A 14,166-nucleotide genomic window follows, 5' to 3' on the forward strand; every position below is an offset into this window, starting at 1 on the left:
GGCTCACTCCTACAGGGGGAACGCTTTCCAACTGTAGGAGTGAGCCTGCTCGCGATAGGGCCATCAAATACGCTGAAGTACCCGGACCTAGCCAGCCTTGCGCAACGCCTCGATCAACTCCTGCTTACGCATCGAAGACCGCCCCGGAATGTTCTTCGCCCGGGCTTCCTTCTTCAAACTGTCAACGGTCTGCGCATCCTTCGAAGTCTCGCTGTTGCGCGAGTGCCCCTTGCGACTGGCCACCGCGCGCCGCGATGACTCCTTGCGATCTTCAGACTTGGCGCTCGCCGGCTTCTTGCGTCCCGAGCCGCCGGATTTCTCGCCGCCGCCCGATTGCTTGTTGACGGTCGCCCAGGCCCGCGCTTCGGCCTCATCTGTGGACACGCCTTTTTTCTCGTAGCTGTCTTCGATGTGCTCGGCCTTGCGCTTTTGCTCGGCGGTGTATTTATCTTTGCTGCCACGAGGCATGGGATTTCTCCTTGCATCGGTAGGTGAAGTTCACTGCCGGCACTGACGCAGGTCGCGCAAGCACCGGCACGGTCACATGGCTCAGCTGTCGAGTTTGCGCGCTGCTACAACCCCGGCGGCGCTGAGCTTGATCGGCAGGTTCAACGACTGTTCGCCGGCCTCGCCGCAGGTCACATGGCCGTGGTGAATCAGCCCGCGCTCCTGTAGCGCCGCGAGGGTATCGGCGACGACTTTCTCGCCGCGATAATTGTCCAGGACTTCTTTGCCCAAACCGTCGGGATGCGCATGCAGCAGGCGGGTGAGGACTTCTTTTTCGAGGTCTTTGTCGACGTTCATGGTTACCTCTTCAGGGGAGTGAACAGGACGCTCGCGTCGGCGAACTATTGACCGGCACCTTCGGAACCCGAGCCACCGGTGGTGGTTTTCGAGCCGGTGCCCGGCCCGGCGTTATCGGGCGCAGCCGGCGCGTCAGGCGTGTTCATGCCGCCCTGGCGTCCGGGGTCGCTGCCTTGGGTGCGCGGGTCAGTGCCGGTGGCCGGCGGCTGATTGATCAGCGGCACGCCAGAGCCATCGGTGTTTATACCGGGGGCGCTGTTGATGGCCGGGGCTCGCGGTGGCGTCGGATCGGTAGGGCCAGTGCCCGCTGCCGTGGACGAGGCGGCGAACACCGCGGGGCAGAGCAGGGCGCTGAAGACGAAAGCAGTCAACCTTGACGGGATCATAGGCTTCTCCAGTAATTGGAATCCTTACCCTTTTTTGGTCAGCCCTGATGGCGGATTGGTGCCTGAGGATCGACGAACGGTCTGGCTCAGCGTTGCGGCCTTGACCTCAAACCGCCGCCATGAGAGACGGCCCAGCGTGATCAGCCAGTTTGCCGACGCCACCGCCAATAGCGCGAGCAGCAATGTCGTCACGCCGTGTTCAACAATGATTTGGCCGGCGAGAAAGGGGAAGCCGAACACGCCGACGAAGTAGCAAAGGCTGAACAGCAGCAACGCCTGCGAGGTCGTGCCGGCCGGTGCCTCGTTGGCGGCCAGTGCATTGATCACCGAATACGTCAGGCCGTAACCGACGCCAAGCATCACCGCTGCCAGCAGGTAACTCAATGCGCTGTGCACACCGAACGCAAACAAAACAATCGAACCGAGCATCAGCCCCGATAACAGGCACGACGCGCGCAGCGGATCACGTTTGACCACAAACCCTGCGATCAACATCCGACTGCCGATCGCCGCAGTCATGAAGCCGAAAAAGAACAGCGAATAATCCAGCGAACGGTCGGCGGCATAGCTTGTCTGGAAACTGGACAGACCGCCGAACACGCAACCGCCCAGACCGACCATGACGATGGGGAACAGTGCGCGCGAGCCGAGGACTTGTGTGGTCGCTCGCCAAGTGATTTTCGCTGCCGAAGGGGCTTGTGTGCTGTTCAGTCTGGCACCGAGTCGCCAGAACAACAGGACACCGATAAGGCTCGCCAGCGCCGCCAGGTAAAACGCCGAAGTCACCGGCCAGTTCAGAGCACCGGCAGCACGTCCGAGCAAGGGGCCGCTGCCGATCCCCGTCATCATGCTGCCGGACAGCAAAGCGAAATATTTTGCCCGTTGCGTCGGTGTCACCAGACTGGCGACGATGATCGGTCCCAAGGTGTAGAACACCCCCCAACCCAGTCCCAGCAGAAGGCCAAAAAACAGCAGCAGATGACCGAAGCCCGGCGTCATCGCAAAGCCCAGACTCGCCGCTACCAGCAACAGCCCCAAGAGGGCGATCGAACGCGCCGCCCCTAACAGATCCGACAAATGTCCGGATCCCAGCACCGCGATAAAGGTGCTAAGCATCGCCGCCGAAATGACACGGCCTGCGTCGTGTTCATTGCCGCCACGCGCACCGATCAACAGCGACAGCAAAAACGTCGAGCCATACGACAATGACAACAGATAACTGGCGAGGCAGAACATGCCGAACAATTTGCCCGACACTTGAGGTGTTGAATGCGGCATGACGCGCTTTCCTTGAGCGGCGAGTTAACGTCATCTGTTTAACACGTCGGGCGTGCGCGTCAGGTGCGAGGTTGATAAAGTCAGGATCGCCGTTTGCCGGAGTAAAGGTTCAAACGATGCCGATCTCCTCCTTGAATTGCTCCATGAAACCCTTCAGGCGGTGATGGCGAATCTGTGCCAGACGCTGGCCGGCCGCGGTCTGAAAGCCGTCGGCGAGGTGCAGCAGTTTGGTCTGGAAATGATCTAGGCAAAAACGCGTGTCGTCGTAATCACGTTCACGCGCTAGCGGATCCTGCGGGTCATACAACGCCGCGCCCATGCGCCCGGCAACGTAGAAGGTACGCGCAACGCCAAGCATGCCCAGCGAATCGAGACGGTCGGCGTCCTGGACGATTTTTGCCTCAAGCGTCAACGGGGTGATGTTGGCGGAGAAACTGTGGGCTTCGATGGCGTGGGCGACGCTGGCGATTTTCTCGCCGGGCCAGTTCATTTCCTTCAGCACGGATGACGCTTTGTCCGCTGCCAGACGTGAAGCCTGCGAGCGTAGCGGAGAGTTTTTTTCGACGGCGACGCAGTCATGCAGCAGCACGGCGGCGAGCAAGATGTCGAGATCGCCTTCTTCTGTTTCGTGCAGCGTGCGCGCGTTGTGCCAGACGCGTTGCAAATGGGCGAGGTCATGGGCTCCGTCGTCGCAGGGCTCCAGAGCGTGAGGCAGCAATTCGGCGGCGAGGTCGATCAAAGGCGCAAATGCTGTAGCAGGCATAGACATCGTGTTCATGGGCTCAGTTAAATATTGTGGCGAGGGAGCTTGCTCCCGCCGGGTTGCGCAGCAGCCCCCCGATGCGGTGAACCAGGCAGGCAGCAAGCTTGAATTATGACTGCTTCGCAGCCAAGCGGGAGCAAGCTCCCTCGCCACAAAAGCGCTGCGGACTTAGTATGGCGCTTTAATTTCCCCACAAGGCCCGTCCATGACGATCGAAATCCGCCCGGCGACCCCCAGCGATGCACCGCAGATCCTCGCCTTCATCACCGAACTGGCCGATTTTGAAAAGGCTCGCCACGAAGTCATCGCCAGCGTCGCCGACATCGAGCGCAGCCTGTTTGGCGAAGGCGCCACCGCCCATGGCCTGATCTGCCTGCGTGATGGCTTGCCGATCGGTTTCGCGGTGTTCTTCTTCAGTTATTCGACCTGGCTGGGCAGCAACTGCCTGTACCTCGAAGACCTTTACATCACCCCCGAACAACGCGGCGGCGGCGCCGGCAAAACCTTGCTGCGCCACTTGGCCAGGATTGCCTGCGACAACGACTGCGGCCGCTTCGAATGGAGCGTGCTGGAATGGAACACCCCAGCCATCGAATTCTACAAATCCCTCGGCGCGCAACCGCAGGAAGAATGGGTGAGGTATCGCATGGATGGCAAGGTGTTGCGCGAGTTTGCCGAGGGTTGAACAAATGATGGCAGTCCAGTGCTGATTCGGTTGTCGCCACCGCTCTAGTCCGGCATCCTGTGCGCCATTTTTGCGCGCTCACGGACGACACCTGCAATGCCTCTGGCAAAATTTCTCCGCGCCTGCGGAGCGCTCGCTGCGTCAATGAGTGACCAGCAATGAGCGGTCTACAGGCCTCAATGCGCCTGTATGGCCTGGTGAAAAATACCGGGTCTACTGACGACCCGAAACGACAGACTGTCGAAATTCTCTGCATGGCCCAGCGCACTGGCGGCATGGCTATTCGGGCTTTCGTGTCGCGGCTTGACGCCGAGCTGATGACGCGCAGTGCCGGACTTGGCGATTACCGCGTGGTAGCGCTGAGAACCTTCGATCCAACGGCGATTATCGACGCCCATCAAGGCTGGCTGATGCTGCACATCTGTTGCTGCTTCGTCGCTATCGCCGGCCATTCTCTGTTGGAGAACGGTGCGTTGATCCCGATGGGCTGGCATGTCTATTCCGATATTGGCCGGTGGACGTCCGGGCATCATCTGGACCTTGGTGCGCAAATGGGCGACTTGCTGCAATCGACTTATGAGCGCAATCACCTGCGTAACTACAACGCCTGGCTCAACGAACTGGATGATGCAACGCCTGCCGATTTGAAGTGGCAAGCCGACGAAGCCTGGCGTGCCGTGCAAACCGCAACATCACCTGAAAGCCGTGAGCATTGTCACGCTCTGTTCGACCCGGTCGACAATCGCTGGCGCTTGGCCGCGACCGACATCGACATCTATCAGCCATCCCCGGCACCCCTTAAGCAAGGAGCTTTGAATTGAGTGGTAAACCCGCAGCACGCGTCACCGACCCGACCGCTTGCCCACTGCCAGGACACGGCACCAACCCGATCGTCTCCGGCTCGCCGGACGTATTTTTCGATGGCCTCGCTGCTGCACGCATGACCGATAAATCAGCGTGTGGCAGCCCGATTACCGGAGCGGTCTCCGGCACCGTCTTCATTAACGGCCTCAACGCCGCGATGCTCGACAGTACTGGCGGGCATGGCAACGTCGTGATCGGTGGCTCGGGCACGGTGATCATCGGCCAGAGCGGCGGAGGGGCAGCGTTTAGTGGGCTGTTGCCGATGCCGGTGCATTTCACTGACAGGTTGCAGGTCGTCAATCAGGACACTGGAGAGCCGGCCTCTTATCACCCTTACATCATTCAGCGCGGTGATGGCAGTGAAGAGTCTGGCGTAACGGATGCGTCGGGGTTTACCCATACCGTCAGTTCGCACTTGGCTGAGACGATTAAATTATTTGTGGGGTAATTAGAAATGGCAAATGGAAGTGCTTTAGCAGAGGCTCCAACACCGCCAATGGCGAAAAGGGATCCCGTGAGTCACACACTTACTTGCAAGACAGATAACTCAGTCAAGCAAGTAACAGTAAGTATCCGTGACGTCATGGTTTTTCTTGTTGGTGGGGCTGGCGATCAGGAACGGTATTACGTTGACGGTCCCAATCACAATGTCGACTATGTGCGAGACATGGTCGATGCGGACCTCGAAGCGCTGGAGATACAAAAATTTTGTACGACGTTGCCCCTTGGTTATAACTCGTTTATGAGCGAGGAGGATCTGGAGCGTAACGTTATTCGGAAAATTCCAAGTTGCAATACTGCGATTTATATCATTGGCCACAGTTTGGGTGGGTGGAACGGTGCTCATTTGTCGGCCGTTTTAACTGAGCGCGGTTTCAAGATTAAAGTTTTGGTGACACTGGATCCCGTCGGGCACGGTAAAATCGTATATGGTATTTCGAAAATATATCGTCAAGTCCCTAAGCCTAAAGCGCAGTATTGGGTAAATGTCAGGGCAGCTGCGGTCGATTGGAATCTGTCAGATCTTGTTGCAGATTTCGGTGAGCAGTGGGAGATCTCCGATGGGCCGAATGTCATGGGGCGGCTCGATATCAATCACGCAGATGCCAACTTTATGTATGCTCACGCCTTACCCGGCGGAAAGTCAGCGCGACAGATTGTAGCGGAATCAATATTTAAATGGATTAAGGGGTAACAGCCTGTGAAAGTGTTGTTTTTGATAATATCTATGTTGGTACTATCGGCTTGCTCTTTGAATCATGGTCGGCCTATTGCCAATCTTAAATACGAAAAGACAGAGCGGCTTCGTACTACCGGCATTTATCAAGTTTATTTCAAGTCCGATGTCGAACTTCTCGGTCTGTTCAAATCGGCTATTGGGCGTGGGCTAGTCTGCTCATTGACAAATGATCTTGATTTTTCACAGTCGCACCGAATTAAACAATCCGGTTTCGGGTTTATCGAGAGGGTTTCGCCGGACTCGCTGCTCTATAGGGCAGATGTCATTTTTGACGAGTCGGTAGACGATCAGGGGGGAGAAAGGCGTCTGAAAGGAGAAACACTGGATCCCTTTTTGAAAGCCAGAGATTCTTTTTCATGTGTGTATAGACTCCATTCCACTACCTACAAGACGTATTTCTCCAAGATTATGCGGGTACCGAGCGCCGATTTGCTGACAACTGAAACTGCAAAATAAAGCTATCCCATTCGGCCTTGCCTGTTTCAAGGCCGCTCTCCCTGAGGAACTCCCAACCGCAGCTGCAATGGCGACCCTTACTTTTTGTTCGTGGAAATCTAACGCGGCCCTTCCCGGCATTCGATCGCATGCATCATTGCAGCTGGGGTTCCGTTCTGAGCGGGCGGAACCGTTTGACCTGTTAATCCCATAATATGGGATTAGTATTTATATATTGAGATTTATTGTCCCCTAGGTTTATAGTCCATCGCACTCACTGCCAAAAACAAAACAGGTGAAGCGATGCAGGCGCAATTGATCGCGCTCGATTGGGGGACGACCTCATTACGTGCTTACAAACTCGCGGCGGACGGTGTGGTGCTGGAGCAGCGTGCGCTGTCGTCCGGGATCATGCAGTTGCCCAAGACCCCACGAATCATCCACGGGCGCGAATGCGTCGACGGCTTTGAACTGGCCTTTGACGAGGCCTGCGGTGACTGGCTCGACGCGCAGCCGAATCTGCCGGTGATCGCTTGCGGCATGGTCGGCAGTGCGCAGGGCTGGCGCGAAGCGGCCTACTGCGAGACGCCGGCCGACGTCGCCCATCTCGGAAACTCCCTACAAACCGTTGTCAGTTTTCGCGGTACGTCCGTGCACATCGTGCCGGGTGTGATTCAGCGTTCGCGTCTGCCGAATGTGATGCGCGGCGAAGAGACCCAAGTACTCGGGGTCCTGCAAAGCCTGCCGGCCGAGTCTGGTAACGACTTGCTGATCGGCCTGCCGGGCAGCCATTCGAAGTGGGTGGAAGTGGTCGATGGGCGTATCACCCATTTCGACACATTCATGACCGGCGAAGTTTTCGCCGTCCTCAGCGAGCACAGCATTCTCGGGCGTACCCAGCAGCCGAGCGCGACCTTCGATGCGCAGGCGTTTGACCGCGGCGTACAAATTGCCCTGTCGACAGATGCTGAGCTGGGCGTGTTGTCGACGTTGTTCAGCGCCCGCACCCTCGGCCTGACCGGTGAACTGAGCCCGACCGCTCAGCCGGACTATCTGTCCGGCCTGATGATCGGCCATGAGCTGGCCGCGCTCGCCAACGTCCAACGGCGTCGGCGCAACAACCCGAATCTTCCTGCGATCGTGCTCATTGGCAATGCGCAATTGTGCACCCGCTACCGCCGTGCCCTCGACGCCTGCGGTTTCGCCACGGTGGCCCTGGCCGAGCAAGCCACCGAGCGTGGTTTGTGGCAACTGGCGCTGGCCGCCGGACTGATCGAATCCTCATCCCGTTAACCCTGACTGGAGGCCTGACATGCTCAAGCAAGCATTGGCGCAAAACGGTCTGATCGCGATCCTGCGCGGCCTGCAACCGCAGGAAGCTGCCGCGATCGGAGAAGTCCTGTATGCCGCTGGATTTCGCGTCATCGAAGTACCGCTCAATTCCCCATCGCCGTACGAAAGTATCCGCATCCTGCGCCAGACGTTGCCCGCCGATTGCCTGATCGGTGCCGGCACCGTTCTGACATCCGAGCAGGTCGCACAAGTAAAAGAGGCCGGCGGCCAGGTAATCGTCATGCCGCACAGCGATGCCAAGGTGTTGCGCGCGGCGAAAGCGGCGGGGCTGTACCTGTCGCCGGGTGTGGCCACGCCGACTGAAGCGTTCGCGGCGCTGGCGGAGGGCGCGGACATTCTCAAGCTGTTCCCGGCCGAGCAGATGGGCCCGGCGGTCGTCAAAGCCTGGCTCGCGGTGTTGCCAGCGGGCACGGTACTGGCACCGGTCGGCGGCATCACACCGGACAACATGCAGGTGTTTATCGATGCCGGGGTAAAAGGTTTCGGCCTCGGTTCCGGCCTCTTCAAGCCAGGCATGACGGCCGAGCAGGTGGCGGTCAACGCCAAGGCCTACGTGGCCGCGTGGAAAGCGCTTCGCTAAGACTTTTTGGCGCCGCGTGCGCTGCATCAATAAGAGAGACAAAAAGATGAAAATCACCAAACTCACGACCTTCATCGTTCCGCCGCGCTGGTGCTTCCTCAAGGTCGAAACCGACGAAGGCGTGACCGGTTGGGGCGAACCCGTGGTGGAAGGGCGTGCGCACACCGTCGCCGCTGCCGTGGAAGAATTGTCCGACTACCTGATCGGCAAAGACCCACGCAATATCGAAGACATCTGGACCGTGCTCTATCGCGGCGGCTTCTACCGCGGCGGCGCGATTCACATGAGCGCGCTGGCCGGTATCGATCAGGCGCTGTGGGACATCAAGGGCAAGGCCCTCGGGGTTTCGGTCAGTGACCTGCTCGGTGGTCAGGTGCGCGACAAGATTCGTGTCTATTCGTGGATCGGCGGCGATCGCCCGGCCGACACCGCGCGTGCGGCGAAAGAGGCGGTGAGCCGGGGTTTCACCGCGGTGAAAATGAACGGCACCGAAGAACTGCAGTTCCTCGACACCTTTGAGAAAGTCGACCTCGCCTTGGCCAACGTCGCCGCCGTGCGTGATGCCGTCGGGCCGAACGTCGGCATCGGCGTCGATTTCCATGGTCGTGTGCACAAGCCGATGGCCAAGGTGCTGATGAAGGAGCTCGACCCCTACAAACTGATGTTTATCGAAGAGCCGGTGCTCAGCGAAAACTACGAAGCGTTGAAAGAACTTGCTCCCCTGACCAGCACGCCGATTGCCCTTGGCGAGCGGCTGTTCTCGCGCTGGGACTTTAAACGGGTGTTGAGTGAAGGCTACGTCGACATCATCCAGCCGGACGCGTCGCACGCCGGCGGCATCACCGAAACCCGCAAGATCGCCAACATGGCCGAAGCCTACGACGTAGCGCTGGCGCTGCATTGCCCGCTGGGGCCGATTGCGCTGGCGGCCTGTTTGCAATTGGACGCGGCTTGTTACAACGCGTTTATCCAGGAGCAGAGCCTGGGCATCCATTACAACGAGAGCAACGATTTGCTCGACTACGTGAAGGACCCGCGCGTGTTCGATTACGACAAGGGCTTCGTGAAGATCCCGAACGGCCCGGGGCTGGGCATCGAGATCAACGAGGAATATGTGATCGAGCGCGCGGCCGTCGGCCACCGCTGGCGCAACCCGATCTGGCGCCACGCCGACGGCAGCTTTGCCGAGTGGTGAGTCATCACTGATCCACCGCCCTGATCGTTCCCACGCTCTGCGTGGGAATGCCTCAACGGACGCTCCGCGTTCGGCTCTCGAGGGACGCGGAGCGTCCCGGGCTGCACTCCCACGCGGAGCGTGGAAGTGATCAGATCTTCAGGGAGAGGAGATCTGCGTCATGACCTCAACAAACATAAAAAGAGGCATCTCTCATGCAAACGCACACCCTCACCGGGCAGGCGTCTTTAGTCACGCCTAGCCGCAAGCGTTTTTTCATCATGGTGTTGCTGTTTATCACCGTGGTCATCAACTACCTGGACCGCAGCAACCTGTCGATCGCCGCGCCGGCGCTGACCAGTGAGCTGGGCATCGATCCGGTTCACGTCGGTCTGATCTTCTCCGCCTTCGGCTGGACCTACGCCGCCATGCAGATCCCCGGCGGCTGGCTGGTCGATCGCGTGCCGCCGCGGATCCTCTACAGCGTGGCGCTGCTGCTGTGGTCAGTGGCCACGGTGATGCTCGGTTTCGTCAGCAGTTTCATCGCGCTGTTCGTGCTGCGCATGGCCGTCGGAGCGCTGGAAGCGCCGGCGTATCCGATCAACAGCCGCGTGGTGACGACCTGGTTCCCCGAGCGTGAACGCGCCACGGCAATTGGTTTTTACACGTCCGGGCAGTTCGTCGGTCTGGCCTTCCTGACGCCAGTACTGGCTTGGCTGCAACATACATTCGGCTGGCACATGGTTTTCGTTGCGACTGGCGCAGTCGGCATCCTCTGGGCGGTGATCTGGTACGCCGTGTATCGCGAGCCGCGCGACTTCAAGGGCGCCAACGAAGCAGAAATCGATCTGATCCGCGAGAGTGGCGGGCTGGTCGATATCCAGGCCGAGACGGCCAGGGTCAAAGCCAAATTCAGCTGGACCGATCTCGGCGTCGTCCTCAGCAAGCGCAAGTTGTGGGGCATCTACCTCGGCCAGTTCTGCCTGAATTCGACGCTGTGGTTTTTCCTCACGTGGTTTCCGACCTATCTGGTGAAATACCGCGGCATGGATTTCATCAAGTCCGGCCTGCTGGCGTCGCTGCCGTTTCTCGCCGCGTTCGTGGGTGTGCTGTGTTCGGGATTCTTCTCCGACTTCCTGATCCGCCGTGGCTACAGCGTGGGCTTCGCACGTAAATTGCCGATCATTGGGGGCCTGCTGATTTCGACCTCGATCATCGGCGCCAACTTCGTTGAGTCGACGCCGCTGGTGATTGCCTTTCTTGCGCTGGCGTTTTTCGGTAACGGTCTGGCGTCGATCACGTGGTCGCTGGTCTCGACACTGGCCCCGGCCCGTCTGCTTGGCCTGACCGGTGGCGTGTTCAACTTCATCGGCAACTTGTCGGCGATTGCCACGCCGATCGTTATCGGCTTCCTTGCCAGCGGTGATTCATTCGCCCCGGCGATCACCTACATCGCTGTGCTCGCGCTGGTCGGCGCTTTGTCCTACGTGCTGCTGGTGGGCAAGGTCGAGCGTATCGAGTTGTAGTGCTCAGCATCGGGCGACCATAATGCCGCCCGTTCCCTCGCTCAACGGTAAAGGCTGGATATGCAGGAAGACGCTCCGGAAAAAACCAGGGAGGCCGCGCCCACCGGCACCCAGACACTGCTGCGCGGCCTCGGTGTGGTGCAGGCCGTCGCCAGCGGCGCCCGTGATCTCAAGGAAATTGCCCGGCTGATCGGTACCACGCGCAGCACCACCCATCGCCTGGCCAGTTGCCTGGTCGACGAACGCTATCTGCGTGTGGTGCCGCAGATCGGTTATCTGCTCGGGCCGAAGCTGATCGAACTGGGCTTTCAGGCACGCGAAGAGTTGCCGTTGGTGACGTTGGCCGGACCGTACCTGGATGAGTTATCGGCGCTGACCGGTGACACCGTGCATCTGGGCATCCGCGAAGGCGACGAAGTGCTGTATCTGTTGAAGAATCCTGGACGCAATGGTCCGGAGATGCGTTCGCGGGTCGGCCATCGCATGCCGCTGGTGCGCACCGGGATCGGCAAGGCGTTGATGCTTGATGACTCGCCGCAGGATTGGCAACGGCTGTACGACATCAGCCTGCCGGCGGGTGGGAAAAGTCAGTTCTGGCCGCAGCATCCCCAGCAGTCGTGGGAGCAGCTTGAGCAGCGCATGACCGAATACGTGGCGGGCGGCTACGCGTTCGATCTGGAAGACAACGAACCGTCGATCCGCTGCGTGGCGGCGCCGATTCGCGATGCGAGCAAGGGTATTGTCGCGGCGATCAGTATCGCCAGCACCGTGCCGTACATGCCGCTGGAAAAGATGGCCGAGTTGATTCCCCTGCTTAAAGGGGTCACAACCCGGCTGTCGGCGGAGCTAGGCTTGAAGGTATAAGCCTTGAAGGTTTAAGCCTTCAACGTCGCCATGTCGATGACGAAGCGGTATTTCACGTCACCGGCGATCATCCGCGCGTAGGCTTCGTTGATCTGGCGGATGTCGAGCATTTCGATGTCGCAGGTGATGTTGTGCTCGGCGCAGAAATCCAGCACTTCCTGGGTTTCGGCGACACCGCCGATCAGGGAACCGGCCAGCACACGACGGCTCATCACCAGTTTGCCGGCGTGGACCGGTGGGTTAACTGGCTCGATCAGACCGACCAGAATGTGCACGCCGTCAAACCGCAGGGTGTCGAGGTACGGATTGAGATCGTGCTGCACTGGAATGGTGTCAAGCAGGAAATCGAAATACCCGGCGGCGGCTTTCATCTGCTCGGCGTCGGTGGAGACGATCACGTGATCGGCGCCCTGACGACGGCCTTCTTCGGCTTTGCTCGCCGAGCGGGTGAACAGGGTCACTTCCGCGCCCATGGCTTTGGCAAACTTGATGCCCATGTGGCCCAGGCCACCCATGCCAAGAATCCCGACCTTGTCGCCCGCTTTGACACCGTAGTGCTTGAGCGGCGAGTAGGTGGTGATGCCGGCGCAGAGAATCGGCGCGGCGCTGGCCAGTGCCAGTTTTTCCGGAATGCGCACCACAAAGTGTTCGCTGACGACGATGCTGTCCGAATAACCGCCCATGGTGTTGCTGCCGTCCACCCGGTCTGGCGTGGCGTAGGTCATGGTCGGGCCTTCGAGGCAATATTGCTCCAGATTTGACTGGCAGGCTTCGCAGGTGCGGCAAGAGTCGACCATGCAGCCGACACCGACCAGATCGCCTACTTTATGCCGGGTGACATTCGCACCGACAGCGGTGACTTTTCCGACGATCTCGTGGCCGGGCATCAGCGGATAAACGGCGATTCCCCATTCATTGCGCGCCTGATGGATGTCGGAATGGCAGACGCCGCAGTAGAGAATTTCGATCGCCACGTCGTCGGCCCGTGGGCTGCGGCGTTCGAATTTCATTGGGGCGAGGGGCGTGGTGGCCGATTGGGCGGCATAGCCGATGGCGGTGTACATGAGTGACCTCGCAAAAGCAGTGACAAGTGAGGCGGTGCATTCTGGGCGCCGACTGAGCGTGCGGCCATGGCGATTCCTCCGGGTCTCATGCCTAATTCTCCGGCATGCAGGTTTTGACGGTCGCAGGGGGCAATGGATCTGCGATGATGTTTTCATCCCTTTTTTCCCTGATTTTTGCGAAGACTTTTTCGATGCAGTTAACTCGTCATCTTGATGCCAACGCCCGGCTGGTTTCGCTGATCGAACCGCTGGCGCTGCGTGATGGTTACAGCCAGACCGGCTTGCCCGGCGTGCAAGTGCTGCGCGCCAGTTGCGATGTCGCCCGTGGCCCGCACATTTACGAACCGAGCCTGATGATCATCGCCCAGGGCAGCAAACTGGCGTTCCTCGGCCCGCGGACCATGGAATATGGCGCCGGGCATTACCTGATTCAGGCACTGCCGGTGCCCTTCGAGTGCGAAACCTTTGCCTTGCCCGACGCACCCTTGCTCGGTGTCTCGGTGGCAATTGATCGGGTGCAGCTCGGTGAGTTGGTGCTGGCGATGGGCCTGGCGCCGGGGCGGCATATCCCGGCGCAGACGCCGGAATCGATGACCTCGGTGGTGCTCGACGATGACATGCGTGGCTGTGTCGAGCGGCTGCTCAGTTGCCTGCACGATCCGCTGGAATGCCAGATTCTCGGTCCGGCGCGGGTGCGCGAGTTGTTGTTCGTCGCGCTACGCGGGCCGCAGGCGGATGTCTTGCGCGCGCTGGTGGAACAGCAGGGGCAGTTCGCGCGGGTGGCGGCTTCGATCAGCCATTTGCACGCGCATTACACCGAGCCGTTGAACGTCGAGACCCTGGCCGGTTGCGCGAACATGAGCGTGTCGACGTTTCATGAGCATTTCAAACGCAGCACGTTATTGTCGCCGGTGCAGTATCTGAAGCGGCTGAGGTTGCTCAAGGCGCAGACCTTGCTGGTGGCCGAGGGTCTGGGCGTGGCGCAGGTGGCGCATCGGGTGGGGTATCAGAGCACGTCGCAATTCAGCCGCGAGTACAAACGTTATTTTGAGCGTAGCCCGGGGGATGAGCGCGCTGCCTAAGTCGACGAAGATCCCCTGTAGGAGTGAGCCTGCTCGCGATAGCGGTATGTCTGTGCCAATGATGCTGG

17 protein-coding genes are annotated in these 14,166 nt (G+C 59.6%); 11 read left to right on the plus strand and 6 right to left on the minus strand.

Translation table 11 applies throughout. The features are described from left to right. Nucleotides 1-87: 87 nt before the first annotated feature. The 5 genes from HU743_RS06445 to HU743_RS06465 all read right to left on the minus strand — a co-directional run bounded on the left by HU743_RS06445 (nucleotide 88) and on the right by HU743_RS06465 (nucleotide 3,231). The gene (locus HU743_RS06445; RefSeq protein WP_186647677.1) at nucleotides 88-468 is read right to left on the minus strand and encodes a Rho termination factor N-terminal domain-containing protein; all 381 of its coding nucleotides are present in this window, start codon (nucleotides 466-468) and stop codon (nucleotides 88-90) included. 81 nt (nucleotides 469-549) lie between these two features. Then, a complete protein-coding gene (locus HU743_RS06450; RefSeq protein ID WP_186647678.1) occupies nucleotides 550-804 on the minus strand; it encodes a hypothetical protein in 255 nt (84 codons plus the stop codon). Between the two features lie 44 nt (nucleotides 805-848). Further along, entirely contained in the window at nucleotides 849-1,190 is a 342-nt protein-coding gene (locus HU743_RS06455) for a hypothetical protein (RefSeq protein WP_186623887.1), read from the minus strand. Nucleotides 1,191-1,214: 24 nt separating this feature from the next. Next, nucleotides 1,215-2,468, minus strand: coding sequence for an MFS transporter (locus tag HU743_RS06460; RefSeq protein ID WP_186633228.1), 1,254 nt, complete (start codon nucleotides 2,466-2,468; stop codon nucleotides 1,215-1,217). 109 nt (nucleotides 2,469-2,577) lie between these two features. Further along, a complete protein-coding gene (locus tag HU743_RS06465) occupies nucleotides 2,578-3,231 on the minus strand; it encodes an HD domain-containing protein (RefSeq protein WP_186647679.1) in 654 nt (217 codons plus the stop codon). 205 nt (nucleotides 3,232-3,436) lie between these two features. Between HU743_RS06465 and HU743_RS06470 the strand changes: the two genes are divergently transcribed. The 10 genes from HU743_RS06470 to HU743_RS06515 all read left to right on the plus strand — a co-directional run bounded on the left by HU743_RS06470 (nucleotide 3,437) and on the right by HU743_RS06515 (nucleotide 11,952). Continuing rightward, the gene (locus HU743_RS06470; protein WP_186647680.1) at nucleotides 3,437-3,916 is read left to right on the plus strand and encodes a GNAT family N-acetyltransferase; all 480 of its coding nucleotides are present in this window, start codon (nucleotides 3,437-3,439) and stop codon (nucleotides 3,914-3,916) included. A 158-nt stretch (nucleotides 3,917-4,074) separates the two neighbouring features. Next, a complete protein-coding gene (locus HU743_RS06475; RefSeq protein WP_186647681.1) occupies nucleotides 4,075-4,737 on the plus strand; it encodes a hypothetical protein in 663 nt (220 codons plus the stop codon). After that, nucleotides 4,734-5,228 (plus strand): PAAR domain-containing protein, encoded by a 495-nt coding sequence (locus HU743_RS06480; RefSeq protein ID WP_186647682.1) that lies wholly within the window; start codon nucleotides 4,734-4,736, stop codon nucleotides 5,226-5,228. Before HU743_RS06475 ends, HU743_RS06480 begins: the two co-directional genes overlap by 4 nt. Nucleotides 5,229-5,234: 6 nt before the next feature. Further along, nucleotides 5,235-5,975, plus strand: coding sequence for an alpha/beta hydrolase (locus HU743_RS06485; protein ID WP_186647683.1), 741 nt, complete (start codon nucleotides 5,235-5,237; stop codon nucleotides 5,973-5,975). A gap of 6 nt (nucleotides 5,976-5,981) precedes the next feature. Beyond that, on the plus strand, nucleotides 5,982-6,476 hold the full coding sequence (locus HU743_RS06490) for a hypothetical protein (protein ID WP_186647685.1): 495 nt from the start codon (nucleotides 5,982-5,984) through the stop codon (nucleotides 6,474-6,476). 282 nt (nucleotides 6,477-6,758) lie between these two features. Further along, entirely contained in the window at nucleotides 6,759-7,748 is a 990-nt protein-coding gene (locus HU743_RS06495; protein WP_186647687.1) for a 2-dehydro-3-deoxygalactonokinase, read from the plus strand. Nucleotides 7,749-7,767: 19 nt separating this feature from the next. After that, complete coding sequence (locus HU743_RS06500) at nucleotides 7,768-8,388, plus strand: 2-dehydro-3-deoxy-6-phosphogalactonate aldolase (RefSeq protein WP_186647689.1); 621 nt, start codon at nucleotides 7,768-7,770, stop codon at nucleotides 8,386-8,388. A 46-nt stretch (nucleotides 8,389-8,434) separates the two neighbouring features. Next, nucleotides 8,435-9,583 carry a galactonate dehydratase gene (gene dgoD, locus HU743_RS06505; protein WP_007908327.1) on the plus strand — a complete coding sequence of 383 codons (1,149 nt, stop codon included), beginning with the start codon at nucleotides 8,435-8,437 and terminating at the stop codon, nucleotides 9,581-9,583. 194 nt (nucleotides 9,584-9,777) lie between these two features. Next, entirely contained in the window at nucleotides 9,778-11,088 is a 1,311-nt protein-coding gene (locus tag HU743_RS06510) for an MFS transporter (protein WP_186647691.1), read from the plus strand. A 60-nt stretch (nucleotides 11,089-11,148) separates the two neighbouring features. Next, the gene (locus tag HU743_RS06515; RefSeq protein WP_186547002.1) at nucleotides 11,149-11,952 is read left to right on the plus strand and encodes an IclR family transcriptional regulator; all 804 of its coding nucleotides are present in this window, start codon (nucleotides 11,149-11,151) and stop codon (nucleotides 11,950-11,952) included. Between the two features lie 11 nt (nucleotides 11,953-11,963). Here HU743_RS06515 and HU743_RS06520 read toward each other — a convergent pair whose 3' ends face one another. After that, nucleotides 11,964-13,016 (minus strand): NAD(P)-dependent alcohol dehydrogenase, encoded by a 1,053-nt coding sequence (locus HU743_RS06520; RefSeq protein WP_186547003.1) that lies wholly within the window; start codon nucleotides 13,014-13,016, stop codon nucleotides 11,964-11,966. Nucleotides 13,017-13,207: 191 nt separating this feature from the next. On the opposite strand from HU743_RS06520, the gene HU743_RS06525 reads away from it, so the two are divergent. Then, a complete protein-coding gene (locus HU743_RS06525; protein ID WP_186623901.1) occupies nucleotides 13,208-14,098 on the plus strand; it encodes an AraC family transcriptional regulator in 891 nt (296 codons plus the stop codon). The last annotated feature ends 68 nt before the right edge of the window (nucleotides 14,099-14,166 follow it).

This window comes from Pseudomonas sp. SWRI99 (assembly GCF_014270125.1).
In the GTDB taxonomy this organism is placed as follows: Bacteria; Pseudomonadota; Gammaproteobacteria; order Pseudomonadales; family Pseudomonadaceae; genus Aquipseudomonas; species Aquipseudomonas hamedanensis.

Excerpts from the sequence above, each read along its gene's own strand:
- HU743_RS06465 (WP_186647679.1), bottom strand. The coding sequence starts at position 3,231 with ATGCCTGCTACAGCATTTGCGCCTTTGATCGACCTCGCCGCCGAATTG.
- HU743_RS06445 (WP_186647677.1), bottom strand. The coding sequence starts at position 468 with ATGCCTCGTGGCAGCAAAGATAAATACACCGCCGAGCAAAAGCGCAAG.
- HU743_RS06455 (WP_186623887.1), bottom strand. The coding sequence starts at position 1,190 with ATGATCCCGTCAAGGTTGACTGCTTTCGTCTTCAGCGCCCTGCTCTGC.
- HU743_RS06460 (WP_186633228.1), bottom strand. The coding sequence starts at position 2,468 with ATGCCGCATTCAACACCTCAAGTGTCGGGCAAATTGTTCGGCATGTTC.
- HU743_RS06520 (WP_186547003.1), bottom strand. The coding sequence starts at position 13,016 with ATGTACACCGCCATCGGCTATGCCGCCCAATCGGCCACCACGCCCCTC.
- HU743_RS06450 (WP_186647678.1), bottom strand. The coding sequence starts at position 804 with ATGAACGTCGACAAAGACCTCGAAAAAGAAGTCCTCACCCGCCTGCTG.
- HU743_RS06510 (WP_186647691.1), top strand. The coding sequence starts at position 9,778 with ATGCAAACGCACACCCTCACCGGGCAGGCGTCTTTAGTCACGCCTAGC.
- HU743_RS06525 (WP_186623901.1), top strand. The coding sequence starts at position 13,208 with ATGCAGTTAACTCGTCATCTTGATGCCAACGCCCGGCTGGTTTCGCTG.
- HU743_RS06475 (WP_186647681.1), top strand. The coding sequence starts at position 4,075 with ATGAGCGGTCTACAGGCCTCAATGCGCCTGTATGGCCTGGTGAAAAAT.
- HU743_RS06470 (WP_186647680.1), top strand. The coding sequence starts at position 3,437 with ATGACGATCGAAATCCGCCCGGCGACCCCCAGCGATGCACCGCAGATC.
- HU743_RS06485 (WP_186647683.1), top strand. The coding sequence starts at position 5,235 with ATGGCAAATGGAAGTGCTTTAGCAGAGGCTCCAACACCGCCAATGGCG.
- HU743_RS06515 (WP_186547002.1), top strand. The coding sequence starts at position 11,149 with ATGCAGGAAGACGCTCCGGAAAAAACCAGGGAGGCCGCGCCCACCGGC.
- HU743_RS06500 (WP_186647689.1), top strand. The coding sequence starts at position 7,768 with ATGCTCAAGCAAGCATTGGCGCAAAACGGTCTGATCGCGATCCTGCGC.
- HU743_RS06495 (WP_186647687.1), top strand. The coding sequence starts at position 6,759 with ATGCAGGCGCAATTGATCGCGCTCGATTGGGGGACGACCTCATTACGT.
- dgoD (WP_007908327.1), top strand. The coding sequence starts at position 8,435 with ATGAAAATCACCAAACTCACGACCTTCATCGTTCCGCCGCGCTGGTGC.